At 55.7% G+C, this 13,228-nt stretch carries 15 protein-coding genes and 3 pseudogenes; 4 read left to right on the top strand and 14 right to left on the bottom strand.

From position 1 onward, the window contains the following. Window positions 1-77: 77 nt before the first annotated feature. The 5 genes and pseudogenes from WH7805_RS01530 to WH7805_RS01495 form a co-directional block, all read right to left on the bottom strand. Window positions 78-269, bottom strand: coding sequence for a hypothetical protein (locus tag WH7805_RS01530; protein ID WP_006041165.1), 192 nt, complete (start codon window positions 267-269; stop codon window positions 78-80). 1,110 nt (window positions 270-1,379) lie between these two features. Then, window positions 1,380-1,594: pseudogene (locus WH7805_RS01515) on the bottom strand (Nif11-like leader peptide family natural product precursor). A gap of 612 nt (window positions 1,595-2,206) precedes the next feature. After that, window positions 2,207-2,470: a DUF3104 domain-containing protein gene (locus WH7805_RS01510; RefSeq protein ID WP_006041161.1), complete on the bottom strand. Its 264-nt coding sequence runs from the start codon at window positions 2,468-2,470 to the stop codon at window positions 2,207-2,209. A 595-nt stretch (window positions 2,471-3,065) separates the two neighbouring features. Then, on the bottom strand, window positions 3,066-3,275 hold the full coding sequence (locus tag WH7805_RS01500) for a hypothetical protein (RefSeq protein WP_006041159.1): 210 nt from the start codon (window positions 3,273-3,275) through the stop codon (window positions 3,066-3,068). A 419-nt stretch (window positions 3,276-3,694) separates the two neighbouring features. Then, window positions 3,695-4,936, bottom strand: a complete 1,242-nt coding sequence (locus WH7805_RS01495; protein WP_038004192.1) for an NRAMP family divalent metal transporter — start codon at window positions 4,934-4,936, stop codon at window positions 3,695-3,697. Window positions 4,937-5,107: 171 nt separating this feature from the next. On the opposite strand from WH7805_RS01495, the gene WH7805_RS14250 reads away from it, so the two are divergent. The 4 genes and pseudogenes from WH7805_RS14250 (at window position 5,108) to WH7805_RS01480 (ending at window position 7,092) form a co-directional block, all read left to right on the top strand. Beyond that, window positions 5,108-5,254: a hypothetical protein gene (locus WH7805_RS14250; RefSeq protein ID WP_156783576.1), complete on the top strand. Its 147-nt coding sequence runs from the start codon at window positions 5,108-5,110 to the stop codon at window positions 5,252-5,254. A 667-nt stretch (window positions 5,255-5,921) separates the two neighbouring features. Beyond that, window positions 5,922-6,578, top strand: a pseudogene (locus WH7805_RS01490) (DUF305 domain-containing protein). After that, window positions 6,575-6,826: a DUF3721 domain-containing protein gene (locus tag WH7805_RS15155; RefSeq protein ID WP_006041152.1), complete on the top strand. Its 252-nt coding sequence runs from the start codon at window positions 6,575-6,577 to the stop codon at window positions 6,824-6,826. Before WH7805_RS01490 ends, WH7805_RS15155 begins: the two are co-directional and overlap by 4 nt. Further along, window positions 6,823-7,092 carry a hypothetical protein gene (locus WH7805_RS01480; protein WP_006041151.1) on the top strand — a complete coding sequence of 90 codons (270 nt, stop codon included), beginning with the start codon at window positions 6,823-6,825 and terminating at the stop codon, window positions 7,090-7,092. Before WH7805_RS15155 ends, WH7805_RS01480 begins: the two co-directional genes overlap by 4 nt. A 48-nt stretch (window positions 7,093-7,140) precedes the next feature. Here the strand turns inward: WH7805_RS01480 and WH7805_RS14870 are convergent. The 9 genes and pseudogenes from WH7805_RS14870 to WH7805_RS01440 all read right to left on the bottom strand — a co-directional run. Further along, a pseudogene (locus WH7805_RS14870) lies at window positions 7,141-7,236 on the bottom strand (DUF411 domain-containing protein); the annotation flags it as partial. A 65-nt stretch (window positions 7,237-7,301) separates the two neighbouring features. Beyond that, window positions 7,302-8,105, bottom strand: a complete 804-nt coding sequence (locus tag WH7805_RS01475) for a DUF3050 domain-containing protein (RefSeq protein ID WP_006041150.1) — start codon at window positions 8,103-8,105, stop codon at window positions 7,302-7,304. Between the two features lie 4 nt (window positions 8,106-8,109). After that, window positions 8,110-8,577, bottom strand: coding sequence for a nuclear transport factor 2 family protein (locus WH7805_RS01470; RefSeq protein WP_006041149.1), 468 nt, complete (start codon window positions 8,575-8,577; stop codon window positions 8,110-8,112). Between the two features lie 28 nt (window positions 8,578-8,605). Continuing rightward, a complete protein-coding gene (locus WH7805_RS01465) occupies window positions 8,606-8,887 on the bottom strand; it encodes an MSMEG_0570 family nitrogen starvation response protein (protein WP_038004189.1) in 282 nt (93 codons plus the stop codon). 52 nt (window positions 8,888-8,939) lie between these two features. Further along, entirely contained in the window at window positions 8,940-9,917 is a 978-nt protein-coding gene (locus tag WH7805_RS01460; protein ID WP_006041146.1) for a sll0787 family AIR synthase-like protein, read from the bottom strand. Continuing rightward, entirely contained in the window at window positions 9,914-10,582 is a 669-nt protein-coding gene (locus WH7805_RS01455) for an MSMEG_0567/Sll0786 family nitrogen starvation N-acetyltransferase (RefSeq protein WP_006041145.1), read from the bottom strand. Before WH7805_RS01455 ends, WH7805_RS01460 begins: the two co-directional genes overlap by 4 nt. A gap of 2 nt (window positions 10,583-10,584) precedes the next feature. Continuing rightward, window positions 10,585-11,673, bottom strand: a complete 1,089-nt coding sequence (locus WH7805_RS01450) for an MSMEG_0568 family radical SAM protein (protein ID WP_006041144.1) — start codon at window positions 11,671-11,673, stop codon at window positions 10,585-10,587. Further along, window positions 11,666-12,664 carry a Nit6803 family nitrilase gene (locus tag WH7805_RS01445; RefSeq protein ID WP_038004887.1) on the bottom strand — a complete coding sequence of 333 codons (999 nt, stop codon included), beginning with the start codon at window positions 12,662-12,664 and terminating at the stop codon, window positions 11,666-11,668. Before WH7805_RS01445 ends, WH7805_RS01450 begins: the two co-directional genes overlap by 8 nt. A 22-nt stretch (window positions 12,665-12,686) precedes the next feature. Continuing rightward, complete coding sequence (locus WH7805_RS01440; RefSeq protein WP_006041142.1) at window positions 12,687-13,169, bottom strand: MSMEG_0572/Sll0783 family nitrogen starvation response protein; 483 nt, start codon at window positions 13,167-13,169, stop codon at window positions 12,687-12,689. Between the last annotated feature and the right edge of the window lie 59 nt (window positions 13,170-13,228).

The raw sequence follows: 13,228 nt of genomic DNA, 5'->3' as shown, positions 1-13,228 counted from the left end.
GCTAAGTGGCAGCAGCGGCCAGAAACCCCAACGCTGATCCGCAGGATTCGTACCAGCTCCAGCCACCATGTTCCTCGTCAACGCAGTAATTCTGCAGAGGAGTAGATCAGAACAGAGTCAAACCACAGACCCCTGAGCAGAAGAGGGCCACCGAACAGAAACTGCTGCAGGTCAATCCAACCGTTGGGCACTAGCGATTGCTCCAGCAAAGGGAGCACCACATTCGCGACGCCAAACACAAAGGCACCCGTGCGAACGATGTGGGTCATCGATTCAGCTGGAGGGTGGAACACCCAGCGTGATCGCCGTCCAGTCCCTACGAGTGACCGACTTCTAGGACCAACACTTGATCCATTCTCTTTTCCTCGGCAGTAAGGAAATCGGCACACATCCCTATGAGAAAGCTCAGAGTGCTTAAGGCCTGTAGCTGCTCTTTCGAGCCAGGCCGGGTGTATTTGAAGTCCATGAACATGCGATCAGCGACTGACCGCTGTTCACGGCATCGGGCGTCGATAGACATCGTCAGTCTTCGACCTCAGCTATTTCGTTCGACTTGTGATGGGTCTCAACAGAGGTTGCTTCAGCTGACTTGCTGCGAGGGCAGTCACCAGCATTTGCACCGCCAACAAAGACAGCCAAAAACATAACCGCGACGATCACGCCGACACCCCAAAAGGCGAAGTTTGCTGGAACTTTTTTGATTTCACCGACACCCCCATCTTACAAAAATTCGTTACATTCCGTCACAAACTCGCTTCTGGGTCCTCATGTCCATCTCCAGCCAAGACCTGATCGTCTTCTTTTGCAGCTTCGGGGTGGCTCTCGTAGCCCTGAACCTCTACAAGCTGACGCAGCCCGCAAAAGACTGAGGCCAAGGCTTGGACCCTCGGAACGATCTGAGTCACCAGGACAAAGAAACCCCCTGGAGAGTGACGGCTCCAAAAAGTCTGCGTTCCTGAAAGAAAGCCTTGCCGCTCAGTAACAAGGCCATCCCTCAATTACCGGCAGAAGGATGACGACTCCCGCCGATGGGATCAATCAACTCCCGTTAAGTACGTGCCAACACCCCCGCATGGGGACAAAAGAAAAACCCTGAAGCGTCCAGTCCAGGGCTTGATTTCCCTTAGTCACAGCAGAAAAGCCTTGACTGCAGCACCAAGACCCTCGCTCGGCGACCGACAGAAGTAACGGTGGATTCTGCCGATGGGATCCATCAACACCTGTTTGGCGCGTGCCAACACCCCTGCATGGGGACAGTTAGGCAACACGCCAAGAACTAGTCAAGACTGCCGCAGATAAATACTCGCTCAGTTTTGTAAATAGATGCGAGCAAAACCACCAAACACCATGCCCTGACTGCCCTAGCGACTGCCTCCTAATCAGTTGTATTCCCCAGGCGTCTCCTGCTTGGACACCGTCACCCGGCCCACTTTGTTGCCGGAGAACCGCAGTAATTCGTCCCCGCTGAAGGAATAGCCCATTCCTGAGCGATTTTGGCCACATCATCAGCTGTTGAGGCCGCCAGCACCGACTGCTTCACGGCTTCGTCGTCCTGCAGAAGCAACAGAAAAGCTTTTAGTTGATCGAGAGCCATAGATCGCCTCACCTTTTGTGGGTCTTGCTTAGATCTGCATCCTGAAAAACATTGCAAGCTCCGGATTTAGCCACTTCTGGATCTGCAGAGCAAAGACGTCTCATCAGCTCATTCTGATCGTGCTCCGACAATGAGCCGTCAGCCGACCACTTCAAGCAAGTTCTACCGATACACGTTTGCTGATTGACGGACTGAGCCATAAAGCCCTCCTGCCTCGATTGTTGCAATCTCCCATCCGGCACAAGCCTTTTGATACCCCTTCATGGGGACTAAAGAAAACCCTGGAGATCGTCGGCTCCAGGGTTCCCTTCTCGAGAAAAGCCCTGTCGTCTCAGGTCCAGGGCTCTCGCTCGCTGACCAGCAGAAGAAGCCTTGACCTCCGCTGATGAGATCACTCAACTCATATTTCACACATGCCAATACCCCTTCAAGGGGACAAAAGAAAACCCTGAAGTGTGACGGCTCCAGGGTTCCCTTCTCGACGCAGAGGAAAGCCCAGGGTGAATCAGGACCAGGGCATTCACGCGATGGTCGTAAGAGCTAGCCAGCGCTCCTTCGACTTGTTCAATCTCTTCTCCTTTGGTGTGTGCCAATACCCCTAAGTGGGGATAGTTAGGCCGCCACTGGTTCGTGAATCCTGGGGACGATATGAGTCACCAGATCAGCGTTGATCCAACGGACAACACGTGTTTCCACGTCTGCTACCTGGAAAAATCTTGGAAGTTTTGGGTTTCTGACGCTGCCAATGACGAGAATCACGTCAGCCATCCACCAGTCACCGTTGTCTTCAACGATCACTGTCATTCCTGCTTTGACGTGCAGGAACAGTGGGTCGCGGTCAGGCCGTGCTGTGACGACCGAATGATCAACCGACATCCACTTCTCTCGTCGCGCCCCAACAGGTAGGCAATAGTACTAGTGAACTGCAATGAGCAAAACCGACGATTGAAGTGCGGTTGACCCTCGCTAAAGCGAGCAGCTTTACCTGTCGCAACCCGCATCGTTAAGCCACCCAAGGTTTTGTGACGAGCTGAACGTTTTGTCTCTCCTTGCTCAGGCAGGACTCGATTTATCGCCTAGCTCTTAGAGCAACAGGAAAAGATGAAATGGGACCAACCAAACTCACCAACACTCCAAGTGGCCTTGAGTACTATCGGGTCTGCGACGACGAAGGCGTATGCCGCGTAGTCAAAGGCATGTGGGAAGCCCAGCACCTCGTAGAGGACACGCCTGGCCTAACCGCAACCAAGACAAGGCTCTACCCAGCGGAGTGGGACGAATTGATTTAGGGCACGTTTTAGTGCACACCCAATTTCGGGCACCCTTGCAGCCAAAGGCATAGCTGCCAGCACAGGAGCACCACCATTGATTTCGTAGCGCTCAGTGAGCTTCTGTTTTATAGGCCGGAGCTGTGTGATTAGGCCTCAGTTGCACACCATCAAGCCCAGTTGCACAAAATTCCAGTGACAACTCAAGGACAAGCCCTTCGGAGCTCTTCCAAGAGCCAGGAACTAAGTGGCAGCAGCGGCCAGAAACCCCAGCGTTGATCAGCAGGATTCACACCAGCTCCAGCCACCACGCTCCCCATCAGTGCAGTGATTCTGCAGAGGAATTGATCAGACCAGGGGCAATCAGCGAACCCGGCGCAAAACAGAACCACACGCCACGCCGGTTGCTGCATCGGTGACATGCCTCGATCGCATTGCGCGAATGACCCATTCGATGACCACAAAGGCATTGATACATAAACCCTTGGGGTATTGAAGATTTGAATTCGACTCCGGTCTGTTCTGCGCTTCGTTTAGAAGTTGGCCTGATCTGTTGGGAGCCACCACCAAGCGCTCTCCCTCGCAACCTCAGACTTTCAGAAATATTTGTGCTGATCAAACCTGTTCTCATGCCTTAGCTCCCGACGCGGTTGCTAGAGAACTGACAGGAGAAAGCCACTTTTCACCAAAGAGGCGGGGGGGAACGCCGCAACGAAGACGCGACACCCCCCCGCAATGGTGGTGGCCCCTGTCACCGTTTCGCGAACTGAAGCAGACTCACCCAGTACACAGAAAACAAGCGCATGGAAGGAAAACAACGCGCTTCTGCACCTCAAACAAGGCTGATTCCGAAAAGGACAACAAACAGGCTCAACACACCGAGGCTGATCGCAGCCAAACGGCTCATGGCCGGGCCAAAGCGATCTTGAGGGGCAACTTGACGGCTCTGCATCACCCGCCAATTCATCCATGCCAAAACCGGTGTGGTCACAAACGACACCCACATCGCCAAGGTGACCAGAGCCCCCATCGAACCGGACCACCACAGCAGCACAGCGCAGGCCAATGCGAAATGCAGCAGCATCCAAAGACGCTGGTTGTTGGTGTTCAGCACCGCCATACCGCGATGACCTCGCAGCAAACGAACCGAGGCAGACGCCGAGCGCGGGTAGCCATCAAGGCAGGTAAGCACTGTGCTGAACATCGTCATCAGTGCAGCCAGTGCAATCAAGAGATAAGCCCAAGCTCCCAAGCTGGCGGTGTAAAGCTCGATGAGCTGCTGGGAGAAAGCTGCTCCAGCCTGGGAAAACTCCGTCCCGGTGCCATGCATCACCCAAGCTCCCAGCACCAGAAACAACACTGCCATCAATACCGTCGCGGCATAGCCGATGTTGAAATCAGCCTCCACTTCAGTGCGGCTGCTCTTGTGGCCTGAATCCTGTTCTCGGGCATAAATCCAAAGCGATGTCCAGGCGGAGAGATCCAGCGGGCATGGCATCCACCCCAACAAAGCAACCAGAAAAGGCAACGACCCCCAGGTCCAGGGACTGGGGGTGAACATCACGGCAAAACCAGCGGCTGGGCCACGGATCAATGTCGCGACAGCTGCCATGAGGGTGCACAAAACCAGTAGCGCGACGACTGCCTTACTGAGCCGATCCAGGCTGCGGTATTGCCCCAACAGCAACACCACCAGGCTGATCGCCAGTACCAGCAATCCAAGAGCCTGCGGTGATCCGGGAGCCACCGCAGTCGCCAAGCTGCCAGCCAAGGAGCTAACAGCTGCAATGTTGGCCACACCCGTACTGAGGGTGATCAGCAGGTAGAGGGGCAGAAACCATGGACTCTGGTGCTGATAGCCCTCCAGAAGACTGCGACCGGTTACTGCGGTGAAACGGCTTCCGATCAACAAAAAAGGGTATTTGAAAAGGTTGGCGAGAAGCAGCAACCCGAGCAGACCCAACCCGTAAAGAGCTCCCGCCTGGGTTGAGGCGACCAGATGGGAACCACCGATCGATGCCGCCGCCAGCAAAATTCCCGGTCCGAGGGCTTTGAGCATTCCCGAGCGCATCATCGGACTGGTCAGACTTGCCGCATGTTGGTCAAAAGTGTCGTTGCGCGCTCGTTAGCACCTGGGCGCACGACTGATCAGCCGGACTCTTCAGGAGACTTAACGCTATTGAGAATCACTTGCAAAATTACGGCAATCATGCTCTATTGAGATCCAATCTCAAGTGCGAACGCCATGCTTCGGCTATTTGGTGACCGTGACACCCTGATCGAAGCCCTCACGATGGACTGGGCTGACCACCAGCTCCAACTCCCTAGAAGAGCAAGCCAAGACCGATCCGCCCGACGCCGTCGTTTTCGAACCAGCCGTCGCGTTCGTTAATGACCGGCGGAGCACTCAAGCGATCTGCTGATCTCTCAGCTGCGTGTCATGGCTTCAGAACCAGGGCGATGCACGAGTTGAGATTGGTCGTCAACACACCGCTATGACCACAGCCAATGTCAATCCGGCATGGAACGCCGTGAGCAAGCTCACCGCTGCCATCCGGGTTGACTGATGCAGTCTGAGACATTCAACCCTTCACTCAGTTGTTGAAGAACATTGACCTGCGGCCCACACACATCACATTCAGAACTGCACAGTGAGATCAAAAAACCCTGAAACAACAACCTTGGACACCTCACCCGAACAACGTCACAACGGAAGAACACAGCATCAGCCAGCGAAGGCGAAGGATGTAGTTGCACACCATCCGGCCCAGTTGCACAAAATTTCAGGGACAACTCATGGACATGCTCATTAGACAGTTAAAACAACTGAGAACTCGGTGCCAACAGCGGCCAGAAACCCCAGGACTAATCGGCACGTCTATTCATTGGCAAACCTCCAGCGCACCCTGGATTCCACAGCACCAGGTCCAAGAATCAAGGAGCAATCCAGGCTCAAATTTTGTAAAAACGATCAACCTCTACGTCTTCAACCGGTGCTGCGTCTTGCCCTTGCCCTGATTGCAATCTCGGCTCTTCCCCCTCAAGTCGTATTCGCCCAGATGGACCATCACCACGGGCATCATGGGCACGGGATGCATCACGCACAGCCTGAACGCACAAAAGACCCAGCACCCACGCATTCCGGCACGCATCATCACCATGCTCATGGAATGGGGCCCGCAGGCAGCACCTACGACCTGCGCTTCATCGACGGCATGGTCGAGCACCACACCGGGGCGTTGCGGATGAGTGAAGACGTCTTCAACATCGGCGCCCCTGGGGTGGGGGCCCTGGCGAACAGCATTTGGGACGAGCAGGCCCGTGAGATCAAAGCGATGCGCGAATGGCGCAAGGCCTAGTATCCCGATGCTCCCGTGTACCCCGTGGCATTGCGCCCCGATGGCGACCCCAACTCCATGGCAGACCTCGTGCGCATGAGTCCTGAGGTGATTGCCGGAATGCGAATGTCGGGAACGAAGCCGACACGCGAAAACAGGGTGCAGTGGTTCCTAGAGGGAATGATTGAACACCATGGCGGGGCCCTTCAGATGGCCCATGAAGCACGCAAAAACTCAACCAACCCCACCATTCTTCGTCTTGCGCGCGAGATCATCGTCGCCCAGCGCAAAGAAATCATTGATCTCCGCAAAATGTTGCAAAGCGAAGGCATGAATAAGTCTGACTACTACAAATTTGATGGCCTCTTTGCGTTATGAAAGCCACCATGTTCATTCCTTTCACAACAAGGGTGATGGGCTGGGTCTCAATCCCATTCGCAGTCGCCGCTGCGTTCGCTCTCTATCCCATGGCAAGTCTGGGACATAGCAAAGGCATCTACCAATCCAAAGCTGACGCGCAACAACGTGCCGGCGAGATTGGTTGCATGTCGGTGCATCAGAACAACGGGAAGTGGATGCCGTGCGCGGATGAGCAGGAACTCCACCGTCAACTTCGTAAGCAATGAGCCAACGACAGCTGACAAGGCGAGCACGCAAGATTCACCGTTGGCTGGTCCCGATTGCTGCTCTCCCGTTGCTGATCACCGCCGGCACGGGATCTCTTTACAGCTTGCTCTTGGAGCAAGAAATTGATGCCTTCTGGCTGCTCAAGATCCACACCGGGAACTTTGGCGTTCTGAACCTTCAGCCTGTCTATCCAATGCTCTTGGGTGCGCTGACCGTCATCGTCACAGTGTCAGGTGCGGTGATGCTCTTGAGATCATCGCAATGAGAGAGGGTTGCTCGTAAGTCTCTCTTAACTAGTCCGTAGCCTGCTAACACGGATATTGGGCCGCTCCATCAACATCCGCTGGATCGCAGAAGCGGGCACATGCCCTTCAATCACAGATCCCTCCACAACAGCGGTGTGACAAGCAATTTTTCCGCAGGTTAGTATTTTTTCTATGGGTGAGTGCTGAGCATCCGCTTCTGCTTGAGCCCTTAAGGTGTCTGGAATTCCATCAATCGAAAACTGAACATCTGTGAATGTTCGCCGCCGGATCGATTGAACTGAGACATCTCCCGAAGCCTGGTCTCGATCGCATCCCAAAACGCAGTCCGGTCGGCAAGCACCTGCTCCCGCACGGCCTGGACCCGTTGATGCACAGCCGGGTCGGTTCCAGCGAGGGTGAACACCATTGTTTCCGCTAAAGTCCCATGGCTATCTCCGTCGAGGGCAATATGACGTTCGAGGTACCAGCGCAAGGTCGGGCAGGGAAGAGCCAGCCCGGACAAGCGATCGAGCAACGCACGAAACAGATCGGGAACTAAAAGCTCCCGGCCGTAAGCAAACGCCGCTGCCAGTGCATGGACTTCACCGGAGGCGATCAACGCTTGGGTCGTGCAAAGAAATCGCGCAGCGGGCTCAGGGATCCCAACCTGGCGAAGGGCGCGGGGCCAATCGCCGCTGGACGCCTGTTGCAGCATTGCATCAATCACCGTGGTGTCCGCACCGATCTCCTCCATCGCTTTGCGGTAAATCGCGAAATGGGACAGATACAGCGGCCCCCCAAGGCTGTTAGGAAGCAGATCGCATTCCTCCTCCGCCACCAAACTGTTGATCAGACCGGCCAACTGCGGGTGGGATGGGGGCGTCCACGGCACCCCAGAAGGGGCCAGGTGCTGCTGCAGGGCTTTGAGCAATTGCATGAAATCCCACACGGCAAAGACGTGATGTTCCATGAAGAGCCGCAGGCCAGCCATTGAGTCAATCGCCTGCGGCAGCGGGTGGCTCTGCAGCTCCATCACGTCAAAGCCCCAACTCTGTCAAGCCTGGGAAGTCATCGGGCCTCGGTCCACCGCCCCAGGTGAACAAGCGATCGCCGTCTCCAATCGGCACATCGTTGATGCTCGCCTCACGACGGCGCATCAAACCATTCTCAGCAAATTCCCAGTTCTCATTGCCATGGGCGCGAAACCACTGCCCCTCCGCGTCATGCCATTCGTACTGAAAACGAACAGCAATGCGATTGTCGCTGCAAGCCCAAACCTCTTTGATCAGTTTGTAATCCAGCTCCTTGGCCCATTTGCGCTGTAAGAAGGCCAGGATTTCAGCACGACCATGAATGAACTCACTGCGGTTTCTCCACACGCTGTCTTCGGTGTAAGCCAGGGAGACCTTCTCGGGATCCTTGCTGTTCCATGCATTTTCCGCCATGCGCGCTTTCTGGCGAGCGGTCTCGAGGGTGAATGGGGGGAAAGGAGGTTTTCCAGACATTGAAGGCGGCTAAGTAAAGGAGTGATCATTAAGACAGGGGTCCAGTAACACGAACAGTGTCATCGGAGTTGTAACGGGAGATCCACTGGCGCAGCCGGGATGCCTCTTCATCCGTACGCGTGCAGGCAAATCCATAACGTTCGCGAACGCGCTCTGATGCCGCGCGAAGGGCTTCGATGCCACGCAATTCGAGCTCAGAAACCAACAACGATTCGTCAGATTTGAAGTAATCGAGAATCACCGTTGATGGTGAATATAACGTACTGGCTTGCCCATCAGGCCACTCCAGTTGAAGTCGAACTTCAGGCATTGATCGATGCTCAATTCAAAGATCTTGCACGGCAACATCGCCCATGACTGTCTCATCGAACACAGCCAAAACCAGTGAGTGCATCAGTCCCATCCCAGAAGTGATGGATCGCACCTAAATGTTTCAAAACCACGCTGCAATCGCCCAAAGCAAAGTGTCCGATACGGCAGCAAATCAGCGTCGGATCGCGTGATACCTGCTGCGCCAAAGCTGCAGTGCGGGAGGGGTCCACAGCCAGCAGGTAGCCAAAACTCGGGAAGCAGGTCAGCCAGGCCTCCTCGTGGATGTCTTCTGGACGTTCCACGGCGTCGAGGTCAAGGAGCAATTGATGACCACAAGCCTCAGCAAACATCACGGCAGTACCGGTGATTCCTCCCATGCTGATGTCCTTGGCGGCATGCACCAGCTGCTCCGCAGCCAGCGATGGCAGCAAAGCAAGTTGTGCACGAAGGTGCTCGGGAGAAGCAAGTGTCGCGGCATCCCAGAAGGGGTAGTGGCGATAGAAGCCTCCAGCTTTGTTGACCAGCATCCAAAGCTCATCGCCGGGACGTGCTGAACGAGCGGACAGGACGGGACCATCCGCCACGCCCAGAACGGAAACAGAGAGCGCCTGATAAGAGCTCTGCTGGTTGGAGTGGCCACCCACCATGGGGACACCGAAGCGATCACACGCGAATCGCATGCCCTCCATTAAGGCGCTGATTCCCTCTGCATCGGTGCTCCAGACACTGTTCACGAGAGCCAGAGGACGTCCTCCCATTGCGGCGATATCACTGAGGTTGACCAAGACCCCACTCCAGCCGGCAAACCATGGGTCCTCTTCAACAAGACCGGGATGCATCCCCTCACAGGCCAATAACAGTTGACCGGCCTGAGCGGGAAGCACCGCAGCATCATCACCGAGCATTCCTGCCAATCCCAGCTGAGGAAAGGGCTGATGGCCAAAGGTGGCAGCGGCCGAGCGAATATCGCTCTTGGCCAACAGGCCACTGGTCGTGCGCAAGACGTTCACCAGCCCCACGTCATTCACGCCGCAACTGAAAGGTGATGCGAGACGATCGGCCGTTGTTCACGTGAGGGCATGTAGTAATCGAGATCAGCTTCCATCAGGTGGTGACGGATGCCACGGATCTCAAGCTCATCGATCGAGGTCCAGTGCAAGCGGCGAAAAAAACGCACGTTCTGAATCTGCACCGTGGCGCAGAAACGATCACATCCCCAACCATTGGCGGTGGTGACAGCTTTCCAGATCAACCCCTTCCCAATCTGGTTATGACGGCGGAAGTCGGAATGCACTCCGAGGCGACCGCCATACCAATGTCGCGGCTCCGTTTCCACAATCCGAACCACTCCCACCACATTGGTTTCATCGGCATCGTCATGCTCTGAGTCTGAGCTGTGATGCAACGCCGCAATCGGATAGGCAATCGCATCAAGTTCATCTCGATCTGAGTCTTCAAACACATGCTGCTCGCTGCAAAAGATGCTGCGCCGCAACGACCAATACCCCTGGATCAGGAAGGAATCAGCGCGAAGAAGATGAAAGGTGAAACGATCGGAACTCGCTGTCGGAGACAGGCGGAAATCATCAGCATCAATACCAATGCCGCAGCGCACAGATGGCGTGAACAAATGAGGCGCGGAACTTTTGCTGCGACCAATGCCGCGGCTGCTGGGATCAAGACAAGAAACCATGACTACGACACCGATTCAAAAAGGGAGAGCGCGGAACAAGCTCCGCATTTGGCACAGCCGGCGGACATCTGCTCTGAGCGCAGATCCCCCGCGTTCAGCATCTCGGCAACACCCTGATACACGTCGACCATGAAGGAACTATCCGGAGAAGAATGACTCTCAAGCGGAGTTCCAGAGATCGGAACAAAGGGCACCACGAAGGGGTAGACCCCGAGTTCGATCAGACGGCGACTGCAGGCCAGCAAAGCGTCTTTGCTGTCACCGAGGCCAGCCAACAGATACGTCGACACTTCACCACGACCGAACACTTCAACGGCGTCGGCGAAGGCCTCGTAATACCGTTCAAGGGTGAGCTCTGATTTCCCGGGAAGGATCCGACGGCGCACATCCGGCTCCACCACCTCAAGGTGCATGCCAAGGCTGTCGATTCCAGAGTCCTTCATGCGCTGATACCAGCGTGGATCCTCCGGCGGTTCACATTGCCCCTGGATCGGCAGATCCACTCGACGTTTCACCGCTTCAGCGGTTTCAGCCATCAGACGAGCGCCGCGGTCGTCACTGTTCGGCGTACCGGTGGTCATCACCAGTTGCTTGACCCCGTCAAGCCGGACGGCAGCCTCCGCCACCTCCGCCACCTGCTCGGGTGTTTTCCGAATCAAAGCCCCGTCGTCGATCGACTGTTCAATGGCACAGAACTGACAAGACTGGGATCGGTCCCGGAAGCGGATGCAGGTCTGCAGCAACGTGGTGGCCAAAACGTCATTGCTGTGCAGCAAGGCAATCGATCGATAGGAAATACCGTCGGCTGTGCTCAAGCCGTAAAACGTTGGCTCCCGTGGGGTTGTGATCACTGGAGCGCAGGACTGCTCTGGACCATCGATCGAAAGTGACGTGCCAGTGGATGCCAGCTTGTAAGGCGAGGCTGCAGAGGCATCGTTGTAAACGGGCACCATCACGGTGGTGCCATCGAGATCCAAGGCACGGTGGTCAGAAGGCCCAGCACCTCCTCGCCGGCCGGGGTTGCCCTTGACCGGGTCAACCCGAACGCCATGCACCTGGAGTTCTGTAACCAAGCGACCAAGCTCAGACATGGTTCAAAGCCTCCATCGATGACAGGGAGTCGGACACCGCGGCCGGCTCCAAGGAAACCGACGACGTGGACATGTCTTGAACAGGAAGCGCTGGCGAACTGTTGATCTGCAGGGACAACAGCTCAGGACGGCTGTAATGGCCGACGCTGTCCATCATTCGTTTGCGCTTGGTGATCAGTGCGAAATCCAGATCAGCAATCGCCAACCCTTCACCATCGGGGAGAGGTCCAGCCAGATAACGGCCTTCGGGGCTGATCACAGCGGTGTGACATCCACCTTGAAAGGCCTTGTGCAGAGACGTCTCTGGGGTGATCAACGCAAAGTCCTCGGGGTCCAGCCAGCCGGTGGAACAGATCACGAAACAACCGGCCTCAAGAGCGTGATGACGCATTGTCACGGCGGTCTGTTCACTGAAGATCGGTCCCACCAGCGAGCCAGGGAACTGAGCGCAGTGAATCTCCTCCCCCTGAGCCATCAAGGCGTAACGGGCCAGGGGGTTGTAGTGCTCCCAGCAGGCCAGAGCGCCGACGCGAGCCAGAGGCGTCGGCACCACCTTCAGGCCTGAGCCATCTCCTTGGCCCCAAACCATTCGCTCGTGATAAGTCGGCGTGATTTTCCGCCGTTTCAGAACCAGCTCACCGCAGCTGTTGAACAACAACTGCGTGTTGTAAAGCGTTCCCCGATCACGCTCGTTAACGCCTAACAGAACCTGCATGCCGTGCTGACGAGCAGCGGCGCCAACGGCATCGGTGACAGGCCCTGGAACGACAACGGCTTGCTCATAGAGAGCCAGATGGGATCGTCCCATCAAAACCGGAGATTCAACGAAGGAAAAGTAGGGGTAGTAGGGGAGAAATGTTTCGGGGAAAACGATCAGTTGAACCCCTTGGGCAGCTGCTTCGGCCATCGCATCCAGAACTCTCTGGAGGGATCCATCCAGACTGAACAGCACAGGACGGATCTGAGCGGCAGCAACTTTGACAGTGGTCACAGTGGAGAGCCTCCAGGCAGAATCAAAGCGTCCAGGTGTCAAGAATGAAGGCGCCCTCTTTGCGGTGCATCAAGACGATGTCGAGAACATCAAGAGGGTTCACAGGTGTAATTCCAGGCATCAGAGCTTTCTCGCCATGGCCATAAAGCGCCTGCAAAGCAAAACGACAGGCATACACTTTTCCGCCTTGATCCATAAATTTCTGAAGGCGAGCATTGAAGTTCAAATGTCCATCAAATGCCGCATCACCAAGCTTTGGGAAGCCTCGCATCACACCCAGCGTGACCCCAGGACCGTAGAGGAGAACAGAGGTCTCGAAGCCTTTATTGATCAGACGACTGGCTTGGAGGAGGTTGACCAGTCCGATGGAACCTTCAAAGGCAACGGTATGAAATGTGACAAGAGCCTTTTCACCAGGCTCGGCTTTGACGTCAGGAAATACTTTTTCCTCGTAGTCAACAAGGAAGTCACCGGGTTGATTGGCGGGACGATCAACAGCAGGCATGTAAAGTTTCCATAAGCAATTCAATCGTGACTCCTTCACTGCCTTCAGCGATGTGCTGA

The sequence above is a fragment of the Synechococcus sp. WH 7805 genome, from assembly GCF_000153285.1.
Lineage (GTDB): Bacteria > Cyanobacteriota > Cyanobacteriia > PCC-6307 > Cyanobiaceae > Synechococcus_C.
The sequence above is the reverse complement of the archived record's forward strand: the minus strand, read 5'-3'. Positions and strand labels throughout refer to the sequence as shown.